At 53.1% G+C, this 12,704-nt stretch carries 13 protein-coding genes; 6 read left to right on the top strand and 7 right to left on the bottom strand.

Annotation, left to right across the window (positions count from 1 at the left end; all coding sequences use genetic code 11):
* Positions 1 to 171 precede the first annotated feature (171 nt).
* A complete protein-coding gene (locus CK797_RS00065) occupies positions 172 to 1,542 on the bottom strand; it encodes a DHA2 family efflux MFS transporter permease subunit (RefSeq protein WP_104687794.1) in 1,371 nt (456 codons plus the stop codon).
* Between the two features lie 148 nt (positions 1,543 to 1,690).
* On the opposite strand from CK797_RS00065, the gene CK797_RS00060 reads away from it, so the two are divergent.
* Positions 1,691 to 2,119 carry a CopY/TcrY family copper transport repressor gene (locus CK797_RS00060; protein WP_104687793.1) on the top strand — a complete coding sequence of 143 codons (429 nt, stop codon included), beginning with the start codon at positions 1,691 to 1,693 and terminating at the stop codon, positions 2,117 to 2,119.
* A gap of 35 nt (positions 2,120 to 2,154) precedes the next feature.
* Here the strand turns inward: CK797_RS00060 and CK797_RS00055 are convergent, their stop codons facing one another.
* The 3 genes from CK797_RS00055 to CK797_RS00045 form a co-directional block, all read right to left on the bottom strand.
* Positions 2,155 to 3,498 (bottom strand): PFL family protein, encoded by a 1,344-nt coding sequence (locus tag CK797_RS00055; protein WP_104687792.1) that lies wholly within the window; start codon positions 3,496 to 3,498, stop codon positions 2,155 to 2,157.
* Between the two features lie 11 nt (positions 3,499 to 3,509).
* Positions 3,510 to 3,776 (bottom strand): ACT domain-containing protein, encoded by a 267-nt coding sequence (locus tag CK797_RS00050; RefSeq protein ID WP_104687791.1) that lies wholly within the window; start codon positions 3,774 to 3,776, stop codon positions 3,510 to 3,512.
* Positions 3,777 to 3,909: 133 nt separating this feature from the next.
* Complete coding sequence (locus CK797_RS00045; RefSeq protein WP_104687790.1) at positions 3,910 to 5,265, bottom strand: hemolysin family protein; 1,356 nt, start codon at positions 5,263 to 5,265, stop codon at positions 3,910 to 3,912.
* Between the two features lie 149 nt (positions 5,266 to 5,414).
* Between CK797_RS00045 and CK797_RS00040 the strand changes: the two genes are divergently transcribed.
* Positions 5,415 to 7,166 (top strand): AarF/UbiB family protein, encoded by a 1,752-nt coding sequence (locus CK797_RS00040; RefSeq protein ID WP_104687789.1) that lies wholly within the window; start codon positions 5,415 to 5,417, stop codon positions 7,164 to 7,166.
* Between the two features lie 95 nt (positions 7,167 to 7,261).
* Here CK797_RS00040 and CK797_RS00035 read toward each other — a convergent pair whose 3' ends face one another.
* Positions 7,262 to 7,654, bottom strand: a complete 393-nt coding sequence (locus tag CK797_RS00035) for a VOC family protein (protein ID WP_104687788.1) — start codon at positions 7,652 to 7,654, stop codon at positions 7,262 to 7,264.
* Positions 7,655 to 7,774: 120 nt separating this feature from the next.
* Between CK797_RS00035 and CK797_RS00030 the strand changes: the two genes are divergently transcribed.
* Positions 7,775 to 8,155, top strand: coding sequence for a fluoride efflux transporter FluC (locus tag CK797_RS00030; protein WP_104687787.1), 381 nt, complete (start codon positions 7,775 to 7,777; stop codon positions 8,153 to 8,155).
* Positions 8,148 to 8,486, top strand: a complete 339-nt coding sequence (gene crcB / locus CK797_RS00025) for a fluoride efflux transporter CrcB (protein ID WP_104687786.1) — start codon at positions 8,148 to 8,150, stop codon at positions 8,484 to 8,486. The genes CK797_RS00030 and crcB overlap by 8 nt, the downstream gene beginning before the upstream one ends.
* A 108-nt stretch (positions 8,487 to 8,594) precedes the next feature.
* Here the strand turns inward: crcB and CK797_RS00020 are convergent, their stop codons facing one another.
* Positions 8,595 to 11,114 (bottom strand): excinuclease ABC subunit UvrA, encoded by a 2,520-nt coding sequence (locus tag CK797_RS00020; RefSeq protein WP_412458012.1) that lies wholly within the window; start codon positions 11,112 to 11,114, stop codon positions 8,595 to 8,597.
* A gap of 132 nt (positions 11,115 to 11,246) precedes the next feature.
* Here CK797_RS00020 and CK797_RS00015 point away from each other — a divergent pair, with 132 nt between their 5' ends.
* Together CK797_RS00015 and CK797_RS00010 are read left to right on the top strand one after the other, a co-directional pair.
* The gene (locus CK797_RS00015) at positions 11,247 to 11,567 is read left to right on the top strand and encodes a MazG-like family protein (protein WP_104687784.1); all 321 of its coding nucleotides are present in this window, start codon (positions 11,247 to 11,249) and stop codon (positions 11,565 to 11,567) included.
* Positions 11,568 to 11,569: 2 nt separating this feature from the next.
* Positions 11,570 to 12,397 (top strand): exodeoxyribonuclease III, encoded by an 828-nt coding sequence (locus tag CK797_RS00010; RefSeq protein WP_104687783.1) that lies wholly within the window; start codon positions 11,570 to 11,572, stop codon positions 12,395 to 12,397.
* A gap of 115 nt (positions 12,398 to 12,512) precedes the next feature.
* On the opposite strand, the gene CK797_RS00005 is transcribed toward CK797_RS00010, so the two are convergent.
* On the bottom strand, positions 12,513 to 12,704 hold a 192-nt coding region (locus CK797_RS00005), incomplete at its 5' end, for an IS3 family transposase (RefSeq protein ID WP_146085271.1).

Genomic DNA, 12,704 nt, shown 5'->3' with positions numbered 1-12,704 from the left:
CCAGTTGCCATTATACAACATTTGTTTGGTATTAAAACGATTAACTTCATATCCACGGAAATTTGCAATCAGAATTTGTATGGGGTGCTGAAGTGTGTACGTTACTTCCAGATACAGAAAATATAAAATAAGCTCGTAATCTTTTGAATGAGCATTACGAGCTTTATTTTACTAAGACTTATTAATCTTATGATAGAGCTGCCGGCTGAGGATCAGGGAGATAACCAGCAAGAGCAGGCAAAGAAGGAAGCCAGATTGGATCCCGAGGTGGGAAGCCGGATTATGAATGATCCCATTAACAATGCCGACAACTGCGACGATCAGGGCAGTTCCAAACGAGGCCGCAATCTGGCGGAAGGTGTTGAAGCTGGCCACCGCATCAGGAACGATCTCGTTGGGTAACAGGGCCAGGGCTTGGGTTTGTAACGGGATCAGCATTGTGACCAGGCCAAATTGCCGGACGGTCTGGAAGATGGTGATGATCAGTACCGAGCTGTTGGCACCGATCATCGCCTGACCAAGGGTCCCGAGAATATCAACGATCAACCCGGTACCAACCAGGACGCGGATCGGGTAGATATCGTAGAAGCGGCCGCTGGTGGTTGAAAGCAACCCGGTCAAGCAGGCACCCGGGAGAACAGTTATCGCCGAGATAATCGTACTCTTTCCTAGAACAATCTGGACCAGGAGGGGGATCAGGATGGTGTTTCCATACATCGTTGCCGTGATCAACATGTTGATGGTAGTGGCGAGGACAAACTGTTTATGGTGGAAAATCGCCAGGTTGATTAGCTGGTGGTCACTGTGTCGCTGGCTGAGGTAGAAAAGCACCAGAAAGGCAAGTCCAATCAAAACATAGCCGCAGACGTTGAAGGAACCCAGCCGGTTGTTGGCGACGTTTGATAGCCCCATCAACAGCGACCAGAGACCGATCGTAATTGTGACCAGGCCAACCGTATTGAAGCGTGGCGACTCGTTGTGCGGAATGTTGGGCAGAAAGATGAAGGACAAGACGAGGACAATCGCCAAGAAGGGGATTATCAAGATAAAGAGGTAGCGCCAGGAAAGGTAGTTCAGCAATACCCCGGAAAGAACCGGGCCGAAGATCGGGGCACAATTGAAGGCCAGGCCGATGATCCCCATAATCCGTCCCTTTTTGCCGGGATCGGCGTAGCGAATGGCCAAGACGTTGACCAAAGGCATCATCATCCCCGCCCCAATCGCCTGAATCATTCGGGCAATGACCACTGTGTTGAAGTTGGGCGCCGTGGCCCCGATGACCGTACCGATCAGGAAGACACCGCAGAAGAAGATGAAGAGCCAGCGGAAGGAAAAGCGTTTGATCAAGTACGAACTGACTGGGATCATCAAGGCATTGACCAGCATATAGCCGTTGATCACCCACTGGACATGGGCCTCGCTGATACCAAAGACCCGCATGAAGGTTGGCAGGGCGATGTTCATCAGGGTGGAGCAGAGGATCCCAAAGAAGGTTCCCAGCACCATGATGAGCAGGGCGTGCTGAATTCGCTTATTTTGCATTAGTTAAGTTAAGACTCCTTTGATAAAAATCACACAGTGTACTAGTTTACCAAGTTCGACCCGGAAGTCAATCCAGCAGTAGGCTTTGCAACGGGAGAAGATGGTGTTAGAATTACAATTGTAATCAAAGGATAAAAGGGGCGGTAAGATGACTAAGGGATTAGAAATCACACCAGCCGAGTGGCAGGTTATGCGGGTCGTATGGACGCTGGGCGAGACAACCAGCAGCCAGATCATCACCATCCTCCAGCGCAAGGTTGATTGGAAACCGGCCACAGTGAAAACACTTCTTCGCCGCCTGGTAGCTAAAGGGGCACTCTCAACCACGCGACAAGGGCGGTCATTCATCTACCGACCGCTGGTGGCGGAGCAGGCGACGATGGATCAGGTGGCTGACGACCTGTTCAACAGTATCTGTGAGCATTGTGTCGGCCGGACCTTGGACCACGTTATCGGCCAGGCAACCCTAAGCAAGACCGATATTCAGCGCCTTCAGGTGACCCTAGCGGATAAGCTAACTACGGCACCCGACCAGGTTCACTGTAACTGTGTTCCGGGTAAGGATGCCCATTGCTAACTAAAAAAGGAGTGCGCTTCGCACTCCTTTTTTAGTTAGTTCTTAAAACTGTGGATCGGCGCCGGAATGAGGCCACCCCGGTGGATCAGTCGGTCAGCCGGGGCCGGGTTGACCGCCATGATTGGCGCATGCCCGAGTAAGCCACCAAACTCAACGGTATCGCCAACCTGCTTGCCAGGTACCGGGATTACCCGAACAGCGGTGGTCTTGTTATTGATCATGCCGATCGCGGCCTCGTCGGCAATCATTGCGCTGATCGTTGTCGCTGGAGTGTCACCGGGGATGGCAATCATGTCGAGGCCGACTGAACAGACTGCAGTCATTGCCTCGAGCTTGGCAATATTGAGAGTGCCGGTCTCAACCGCCTTGATCATCCCCGCGTCTTCGGAGACCGGGATAAAGGCGCCGGATAGCCCGCCTACGTGGCTGCAGGCCATGATACCGCCCTTTTTGACAGCATCGTTGAGCATCGCCAGGGCAGCCGTGGTTCCGTGACCACCGACCCGGCCGACCCCAATCTCTTCAAGAACCTCAGCAACCGAGTCACCTGGGGTTGCGGTCGGGGCTAGGGAGAGGTCGACGATTCCAAACGGTACATGCAGGCGATCAGCAGCAATACTACCGACCAGCTGGCCCATCCGAGTAACCTTGAAGGCTGTTTTTTTGATTGTCTCAGCGACCACGTCCATCGGCTGGCCCTTAACCTTTTCCAGGGCGGCCTTGACGACACCCGGACCAGAGACTCCGGCGTTAATCACCGTATCTGGTTCACTGACGCCATGGAAACCACCAGCCATGAAGGGGTTATCCTGAACAGCATTGCAAAAGACCACTAACTTGGCATTGGTCATGACGTCGCGCTGGGCACCGTCAACGACCACCTGACCAAGCTGGGCAACGGCGTCCATATTGATCCCGCTCTTGGAGGAACCAACGTTAACCGAGGAACAAACATAATCCGTTTCAGCCAGGGCTTCCGGGATGGAGTCGATCAGGACCCGGTCACCCTCCTGGTAGCCCTTCTGGACGAGGGCACTGAAACCGCCGATGAAGTCAATCCCCAAAGTTTTAGCTGCCCGATCCAGGGCCTGAGCGTACTTAACATAGTTGTGATCATGGGAGGCGGCAGCAATTAGGGAAATCGGCGTAACCGTTACCCGCTTGTTAGCGATCTTGATCCCGTACTCGGCCTCGATCTGCTGGCCAACCTTGACCAGGTCGCGAGCTTTCGTAGTGATCTTGTCGTATATTCGCTGGCAGGACCGGTCACTGTCGCTGTCAATGCAGTCGAGCAGGGAAATTCCCATCGTGATCGTCCGAATGTCCAGGTTTTCACTGGCCAGCATCTGGCTAGTCTCATAGATCTGATTAGCGTTCATAACTCGGCCCCCTAAATCGTGTGCATGGCATCGTAAAGCTTGGCATTCCGCATGTTAATCTCCAATTGGAGCTGGTCGCCAAGCTTGGTGAGGGCGGTACTGATCGTATTGAAATTGCTACCTTCCGGAATGGCGACCAGCATCATCATGACAAAGTTGTCCTTCATCAATGTCTGGGAGACATCCAGGATGTTAACCTGGTGTTTGGCGAGAACCTGGCTAACCTGGGCAATGATGCCAACCTGGTCCTTACCAATGACTGTGAGAATCGCATTCATGAGAAAATCCTCCACTTTCTTTTTGTTGGCCCTATCATAGCCTAAAACAGCCTTGGGTACCAGCAGGGAAGGGGAAATGTTAATAAATATTACAAAACGGCTGCGGAAATTAGCTTTCCGCAGCCGTTAATGGTTATTTCTTGTCCTGGTCGTTTTGATCAGTTTTCTTTTTCTTTGGTTTGATATAGACAACCTTGAACTTATTAACGTAGGCATTCTGCAAGTCTAACGGGGTGAAGGAGAAGTTATCAACCCGGATCGGTTGGCCAACCCTCAAGTCATACTGCCGTTCCAGGAAGAACCCGGTCAGCGTGGTTACCTCGGAGTTATCGAATTGCTCAATGCTGGTGTTAAAGTAACGCTCGAAGTCTGCCAGCGGCATCTTCCCAGAAACCTCGTAGGTTGGATTACCCTTGCTGTCGGGGTCCTTCTTCTCGATCATGTCTGAGGTGGCATGGTCGATTTCCTCACCGACCGTACCAAACAGCTCCTCGTAGATATCCTTGTCGGTGATGATTCCGGAGGTCCCACCGTACTCGTCCTGAACGACAACGATTGGTACCTGCTTCTTCATCATGACTTGAAGAACCTTGGTGATCGGCTCGCTCTCGTAGACGATCGGAATCTTCCGCATGATCGTCCGAATGGATTGTTCAGGGTTGATCTGGCTCTGCCGCATAATATCGTAGGAGAAGATGTAACCCAGGATGTGATCCTTATCGTTGTTGGCCACAACCGGGAATCGGGTGAATCTCTTCTCAAAGTAAAGTTTAACCGCATCGTCGATCGTTGCCTGAATATCGATCACCGACAGCTGGGTCCGGTCAATCATGATATCTTCAGCGACCTTATCGTTCATTTGAAAGGCCCGCCGCATGAAGAGCACGTCCTCCTTGTCCATCTCACCAGCCTTTTCGGACTGCTGGGAGAGGGTCATGATTTCGTTTTGTGAATAGGTATCCTCTTCCGGCTGGACGTTGTAACCCAGCATCTTGGTGATCTGAGCCGCCACGACGGCAAACAGCCAGACGAATGGGTAGAAAATCGTGTGGAAGAACTGGATCGGGTGCACGATGGACAATAGGATCGGCACGGGCCGGTCGATCGCCATGTTCTTTGGAACCAGGTCGGTAAAGACCGCGTGGAAGAAGGTGAAGATCAGCACACCCAGGATTGGGGAGATAATCTCTCGTACCGTTGCCGGAACGACCGTAATCTTGAGCAGGAGGTCAGTGATGAACTGATCACCAATCCACCCTAATACCAGGGAGGTCATCGTGACCCCGACCTGGGCGGTGGACAGGTACTCGTTGAGGTTGCCGACCATGTGCTCGGCACGCTTGACCTTGCGGGTCTGCTTGAGCTCCTTTAATTCGCTCGGCCGTACCTTGACGACGGAATACTCCAGCAGCGTGAACAGCGCCGCCAGCAGTAAAATCAGAATGATAACAACTAACTTAAACCAATATGAAGACCATAATGTACCCATATTTGATATATTCACCTATTTCCATAAAATAATTTCAGTATCTATTGTATCAAGTTTGTTATACCCTGACCAATATTTTTCCCAATTCTTTTGCACCGGACTTGCGGTAAAATAGAACTAATATATTTCAAGTAGTTAGGATGATTAAAATGACCAGTGCGACCGACACCGAAATTAAGAAGGGGCAGCGCCTGCGTGAGATTATGCAGGTAATGCGCCGCCACCACTTTCTCAGTAATTTCTACCATCAGAAGAATCCCGAGGAGGTTTCCGCCGCTCTCCAAGAGCTCGGCCCAACCTTTATCAAGATGGGGCAGATCCTATCAACCCGGCCGGACTTAATCTCGCCGGCCTATGTCAAAACCCTCCGCCAGCTCCAGGACCAGGTCAAGGCCGACCCCTTCACCAGTGTCCAAGAGACCTTCAAGAATCAGACCGGTCATGATATTGATGAGGTCTTTGCCAGCTTCGATCACCGGCCCTTTGCCTCGGCATCGATTGGCCAGGTTCACCACGCGACTCTTAAGGACGGTACCCCGGTGGTGGTCAAGGTTCAGCACCCGGCGGTCGGGCAGCTGGTCAACACCGACATTGCCCTGCTGCGTCGGGCGGTCAAGCTCTTCCAGTACGTACCCAACGAGGTGACAGTGGTCAACCTGGATAAGGTTCTCGACGAGCTCAGCCGATCCCTGCTCAGTGAGGTCAACACAATGAACGAGGTTCACAATGGAGAGGAGTTCTACCGGCTCAACAACGGTGACGACATCATCACTGTTCCTAAGGTCTACGCTAAGTACTGTGCGCCTCAGATCCTGGTGAATGAGGCGATGTCAGGAAAGAGTGTCCGCAACCTCTTTCCACAAAATGCCAGTGACCAGGATGATCCGGATTTGCCAGCCCAACGTAAGTACATCGCTAACGTCCTGGTCAAAAACTTTATGAAACAGGTCTTCGTCGACCACTTCTTCCATGCCGATCCGCATCCGGGCAACATCCTGATCCATAGCCTCGCTACGGCTGACCAGAACCCACCAGCGATGAAGACGACCCATCAGCACCAGGTTCAGGTAGGGAAGACGGCCATCAGCTACCAGCAGGAAACGGCCCTGCCGCCGTACCGGATTGTCTACCTGGACTTTGGAATGATGGGAACCTTGACCCCAACCATGGCTGACGGGATCGCTAACGTGATTTTGGCCATCACAACTAAGAATGTACGGCGGATTTCCCAGGCGGTCCTGGCCATCTGCAACCAGACCGGGCCCCTTGACGAACCGGCCTTCACCAAGGAGCTGGGCACTTTTATCCGGCCTTACTTGGCGATGGGGGTTGGGGAGATCGACTTTGCGACAATGCTCTACCAGATTGTTCAGCTCTGTCAGCGCAACCACCTGCAGATGAAACCCGAAGTAACCCTCCTGATTAAGGCATTTGGTACCCTGGAGAGTACCGTGGCCCGGCTCGACCCCGACATCTCGATGATGGAGGTTGCCCGGCCGTTCGGGCTCCGCTACCTAAAGCGGAAGTTCAACTGGCGTGACAGCTTGGATGACCAGTTGATCAATCTCGTTACTACCGCCCAAGAGACGGCCCAGCTACCGGACCGGATCAACGCTACCCTGGAGACGATTGCCAATGGCGACGCCCAGGTCAACTTCAAGCTTAAGGGCCAGGAACGATTGATCAAGCAGGTAGAGCGGATTACCAACCGTTTTCTAATCGTGATCATCCTCGCAGCGGTGATCCTCGGCTCTTCGGTGATCATTGAGGGTAGTAGCCAGCATCCCCACATCTTCCGCCTCGGGGTAATCGGCTACTCAATCGCCCTAGTCGTGATTGTTGCCCTTGTCCTAAGCGAGATCGGTCACCGGTGGAAGAACTGGCGTAACAAGAATAAGTAAGGATAGCCGCGTTTTCAGTAACAAGGGACCTTAGGCGTTCGAAAGATTTGAACGCCTAAGGTCCCTTGTCTATATTCTAATGAGGTCGAATCGTATTACTTGTTCTTGTAGACGGCAATCTCGACCAGGTTGTTGTCGGGATCGTGCACGTAGATCGAGGTCATGGCACCCTCGGAACCGTGCTTCTCCACCGGCCCAGCGACTACGTCCACGTAGTAACTACGCAGGTGGTGGAGGATGTCCTCTAACTTGTCACCAGCAACCAGGCAGAGGTCCGCGCTGCCAACGGTCGGTTGAGCCGCCTTCAAGTCGGTTGGCCGGTCGGCCTTCTGCAGGCGGATCAACTGATGGCCACAACGCAGGGTGATCACGCTGTCACTGGTCTGGCGATCAATGATCGGCATATCGAATACCTCATGGTAAAAACGGCTGCTTTCCTCAAGGCTAGTGACGGTTAAAACAATATGGTCGATACGACGCATCTTCATGGTGATTACTTCCTTATTTTTATTTTTTCTTATTATACCAGCTTAGCAGGGATGATTGGCAAACTGCATTCGGCGTAGTAAGATGAAATGATGATTTTCTAAATTAAGGGAGTTTTGACAATGAAACTATCGAATGCCATCAGTGTAGCCGCCTTCGGGTTTGCTGGCGGGATCTTCCGTGACCTGCTCAGTACCGCTCTTGACGTCAAGGGGGTCCTAATCGCCAACCTGCTGGGCTGCTTCCTGCTGGCGTTTCTGACCTACTACGTCATCGAACGGGATCTCCTGGCCGGCTGGCTGAATGCTGGGCTCGGTACCGGACTGGTCGGGGCTTTTACCACCTTCTCTTCATTTTCGACAACCACCATCAAGCTCGCTTTGCATAGTCTGACCAGTGCGGGCCTTTATTTGTTGTTGAGCATGGGTTGCGGTCTAGTAATGGCCGGGCTGGGGATGCTGCTGGCTCGTCATCTGGGAAGGATGGTGGACCACCATGCTTAGTGTTGGTTGCGGTGCGGCCCTTGGCGCCCTCCTGCGTTACTGGCTGACCAGCCGTTGGAAGAGGTGTCGGATCGACTGGCCACTGGCAACCCTGCTGATCAACCTGACCGGTGCCCTGGCTCTTGGTCTATTGACCGGTCACCTGGCTGCCAGTGACGCTGCGATGCGCTTTTGGGGAGTCGGTCTGCTCGGTGGCTATACCACCTTCTCAACCTTTAACACTGAGCTGGTTGCGATGATCGATGAGCATCGGTGGGGAAGCCTGCTTGTTTACTTCATGCTTTCCTATGCTGGAGGCCTGCTCGCCGCCTGGGTCGGAATGCAGATATAGATAAAATACGCTATGAGCCAAAAATAACAGTGTAAAACATAAGTGGGCTCCAAAGCTCGGCAAAACCGAGTTCTGGAGCCCAATTGTGTTTTTGGAGAATTGGCTGCCCTAGTTATAGCGATGCCAATACTCGGCTAGGTAATGAGTAGTCAGGCTGGTCGACTGATCAATCAGGTCCTGCGGTCGACCAGTGGCCACAATCTGTCCCCCGTTTTTACCGCCCCGGGGACCCATGTCCAAAATATAGTCAGCATTGGAGATCAGGTTGAGATCGTGGGTGATGGTGACAATGGTGGCGCCCCGGTCCAGCAGACGCTGCATGACGTCGAGCAGTGTCTTGACATCCAGGGGGTGAAGACCAATCGTCGGTTCATCGAAGACAAAGAGAGTCGTGGCCTGATTTCGGTTAAGGTGCTTGACCAGCTTCAGCCGCTGGGCCTCACCGCCGGACAAACTTGGCGTGCTCTCGCCAAGGTGGAGGTACCCTAGGCCGACCTCCTCAAGCAGTTGCAGTTCACGTTCGATCTTCGGAACGTCCTTGAAGGCAGAAAGGGCGGCACGAACGTCAAGGGCCAGGAGGTCAACAATTGAGTAACCATGCCACTTGACCGCCTGAATAGCCTGGTTATAACGCTCGCCATTGCAAACGGGGCAAGTCTGCTGCATGTCAGGCAGAAACTGGATGTCCAGCGTGACAATCCCGCTACCACCACAGTTTGGGCAGGCCCCCTGTTTATTATTGTAGGAGAAATAGCTCGGCGTGTAGTGCTTTTCCTTAGCGAGGGGCTGGGCCGCAAAGAGCTTGCGCAAGTTGTCCATGATGCTGGTGTAGGTGGCAACGGTTGACCGCATTGTCTTGCCGATTGGGGCGGCGTCAACGCTGACAACCTCTTTCAGCGGGGAGGATAGCCGTTTGACCTGCTTGGGCAACCCGAGTCCCTTGGCCTGAGCCTTGATTGCTGGCACCAGGCTATCCAAAATCAGACTGGTCTTGCCGGCCCCAGAGAAGCCAGTTACAGCGCTGAGTCGGTTGATTGGCAGCTGACCGGCCACGTCATGCAGATTATAGTAGTCGCCAATTGCAAAGCTGATCTCCTGATCGGCGGGCTTATCGGCAATCGGCCGGGTACGGAGCTGGGCGGTACCATTCAGGTAGGGGCCAATCTTGGAGTTAGGGTCTTGGGCAATCTGGTCTGGGGTTCCCTGGTCGAGAATCCGGCCACCCTGGGTTCCGGAGCCGGGACCGATCTCGATGATCCAGTCGGCGGCCTTGATGATGTCGACGTTATGGTCGACAACGACCAGCGAGTTCCCCTGGTCGACCAGCTCCCGGAAGACGTTCAGCAGGCCGGCAACGTTGTCGGGGTGCAAGCCAATCGAGGGTTCATCCAGGATATAGAGGACCCCTGTTGTCTGCGTCCGCAGAGTCCGTGCCAATTGAATTCGCTGCAATTCCCCGGTTGAAAGGGTGTTCCCATTTCGTGACAGGGTTAGGTAGTCTAGACCCAGCTCGAGCAGGGGGCGAAGGTTGTCATCAAACTCCTTGAAGAGGGAATCGGCCATCTTGCTCATGTTAGCGGGTAAATCACCGAGTACATCTTTCTTCCAACTAGGGAGATCGCCGAGGGTCAACTCACTGACTTGAGCAATGTTTAGCCCACCAGCCAGCTGGGTGAGCAGAACCGGCTTCAGACGGGTACCATGGCAGACCGGACAGGTGGAGTAATGGAAGAACTCGCTGATTCGTTTCTGAGCTCGTTCGCTCTTGCTGGTGCGGGCCGACTCGTAAACCGCCTCGTGGGCATTCTCGTAGAGGGCGTTGAAGTCGTGGAAGACCCGGCCGGTTCCGGAACGAAAATCCATCTTGAACTTCTTCTTCGGGCCGTTCAGCACAAAATCCTTTTCCTTATCGGTCAGGTCCTTGTATGGAACGTGAATTCGGACACCAGCCTGCTCGGCAACGCTTGGCATAAAATTCCGCCCGGGCAGGTGCCAGGATGCCACCGCACCATCAGCTAGGCTAAGGTTTGCATCACCAATCAGCTTGCTTTCATCGATCTGGCGAACAACCCCGGTCCCCTGACATCTCTCACAGGCCCCAGCGGAATTAAAGGCGAAATCCTCAGCACTGAAGGCTGGGAAGGCAACCCCACAGGTGGGACAGGTAATCATCCCCATCTGGTCGCCGGACTTGCTCATCGCTTCAGCAATCGCCAGACTGGGCTTGACTTGGTGACCATTGGGACAGCGGGGGGACCCCAGCCGAGAGAAGATCAGTCGGATGACATTAAAGATTTCACTCATCGTCCCCACAGTAGCCCGCTCAGACGGGATCGCCGGGCGTTGCTTAAGGGCCAGGGCTGAGGGGATATGCTTGACGCTGGTCACATCCGCCTGGGCACCAAGCTTGATCCGCCGCCGGGTATAGGTGGACAGGGCCTCCAGATAACGTCGCGAACCTTCCTCATAGAGAATGCCCATGGCAAGTGAGCTCTTTCCAGAACCTGACAGGCCCGAAATAGCAACAAATTTGTGGAGGGGGATGTTGACGTTGACACTTTTCAGGTTATGAACGCGGCCGCCCCGAACTTCAATTTCGGTCGGCAGGGCCGTTTTTGACTTGCTCATCATTTAAAACACCTTTCTATCTCAATCTTATAGTTTCATCATAGAATAGCGCTTCCCTCCTTGGCAAATGAAAAGCGGCTTTCCTATTTGCTAACAAATCACGTATAATAGCGGTGAGATGAGGTGATAAAGGTGAACTACGAAGAACTGATTCCCAAGATTGCTGAATGGGCCCACGCTCGGCGGATTGACCAGGCCGACCCGCGGGTAGAGTTCATGAAGATGGCCGAGGAGCTTGGAGAAATATCGGCGGCTTACAATAAGCAGAATCACGAGCGACTGGTCGACAGCATTGGTGACCTGCAGATTGCCCTGTTGATCTTCTGCCGCTTGGTCGGGGTTGACCACCGGAAAGCTCTGAATGCGGCCTACGAGGAAATCGCCCATCGGACGGGGGAAACCACGCCAGATGGGGTGTTCATCAAGCAGAGCGATATTGAAAAGGAGAATTAATCTTGAAATTTATCTCATGGAACATTGATTCAATTAACGCGGCCCTGACTGGAACGTCTAAACGAGCCGGGGAAACCCGCCAGGTCCTGCATACGATTGCCGACCAGGACCCGGACGCAATTGCCATCCAGGAAACCAAGCTGTCCAAGGATGGGCCGACGAAGAAGCACCTGCAGGTTTTAGCCGATCTTTTCCCAGATTACACAGTGGTCTGGCGCAGCTCGGTTGAACCGGCACGCAAGGGGTATGCTGGAACAATGTACCTCTACAAGAAGCAATATCAGCCAGTGATTACCCAGCCGCAGATTGGGGCGCCGGCGCCGATGGACGACGAGGGACGAATCATTACCCTGGAATTCCCCGAGTTCTACCTGACTGAGGTCTACACCCCCAACTCGGGCAACGGTCTCAAACGGCTGGATGCACGTCAAGACTGGGATGACCACTACCGCGAGTATCTCCACCGTCTTGACCAGGACAAGCCGGTCATCGCCAGCGGGGACTTTAACGTCGCTCACGAGCCGATCGACCTGGCTCATCCAGCGAATAACCATCATTCGGCTGGCTATACCGATGAAGAACGGGAGCACTTCACCAAGCTCCTGGCAGCCGGCTTTACGGACAGTTTCCGCTACCTTCATCCCGACACTGCCGGTGCTTACTCCTGGTGGGCCCAACGGGTAATTACCAGCAAGCAGAACAATTCAGGATGGCGGATCGACTATTGGCTAGTCAGTGATCGCTTGGCCGACAAACTGCAGACTTCAACAATGATCGATAGCGGTGCCCGACGCGACCACACCCCGATCATGTTAGAAATTGACTTATAACAAAAAGGAGCGCAACTGCAGTTATGCTTTCACGCTTCTATAAATACAAAAATGACTCCAAAGTCCGGTACGGCACTAGCGCCTGTCAAGTATACAGTTCAAATAGAAAAATAGTTTATGCGGCTTGAGCGCGGAATTTTTCCGCGGTCAAGCCGTTTTTGGATGTATAAGCTCGTTGAGTGTTGAAATATTTAATAGCTTCCTTTACTGATTGTTCTAATTCCGTCAATGTTTTAGGCCGCGAGCGTTTGGCTAACCAAATGAGCTTAAAATCATTCCACCAGCGTTCCATCGGCGAGTTCTCCCA

It is taken from the genome of Limosilactobacillus pontis (assembly GCF_002940945.1).
Lineage (GTDB): Bacteria > Bacillota > Bacilli > Lactobacillales > Lactobacillaceae > Limosilactobacillus > Limosilactobacillus pontis_A.
This window is presented reverse-complemented; position numbering and strand designations above follow the sequence as displayed.

Coding starts and splice junctions, on each gene's coding strand:
- CK797_RS00040 (WP_104687789.1), top strand. CDS start 5,415: ATGACCAGTGCGACCGACACCGAAATTAAGAAGGGGCAGCGCCTGCGT.
- CK797_RS00055 (WP_104687792.1), bottom strand. CDS start 3,498: ATGAACGCTAATCAGATCTATGAGACTAGCCAGATGCTGGCCAGTGAA.
- CK797_RS00060 (WP_104687793.1), top strand. CDS start 1,691: ATGACTAAGGGATTAGAAATCACACCAGCCGAGTGGCAGGTTATGCGG.
- CK797_RS00045 (WP_104687790.1), bottom strand. CDS start 5,265: ATGGGTACATTATGGTCTTCATATTGGTTTAAGTTAGTTGTTATCATT.
- CK797_RS00050 (WP_104687791.1), bottom strand. CDS start 3,776: ATGAATGCGATTCTCACAGTCATTGGTAAGGACCAGGTTGGCATCATT.
- CK797_RS00035 (WP_104687788.1), bottom strand. CDS start 7,654: ATGAAGATGCGTCGTATCGACCATATTGTTTTAACCGTCACTAGCCTT.
- crcB (WP_104687786.1), top strand. CDS start 8,148: ATGCTTAGTGTTGGTTGCGGTGCGGCCCTTGGCGCCCTCCTGCGTTAC.
- CK797_RS00065 (WP_104687794.1), bottom strand. CDS start 1,542: ATGCAAAATAAGCGAATTCAGCACGCCCTGCTCATCATGGTGCTGGGA.
- CK797_RS00030 (WP_104687787.1), top strand. CDS start 7,775: ATGAAACTATCGAATGCCATCAGTGTAGCCGCCTTCGGGTTTGCTGGC.
- CK797_RS00020 (WP_412458012.1), bottom strand. CDS start 11,114: ATGAGCAAGTCAAAAACGGCCCTGCCGACCGAAATTGAAGTTCGGGGC.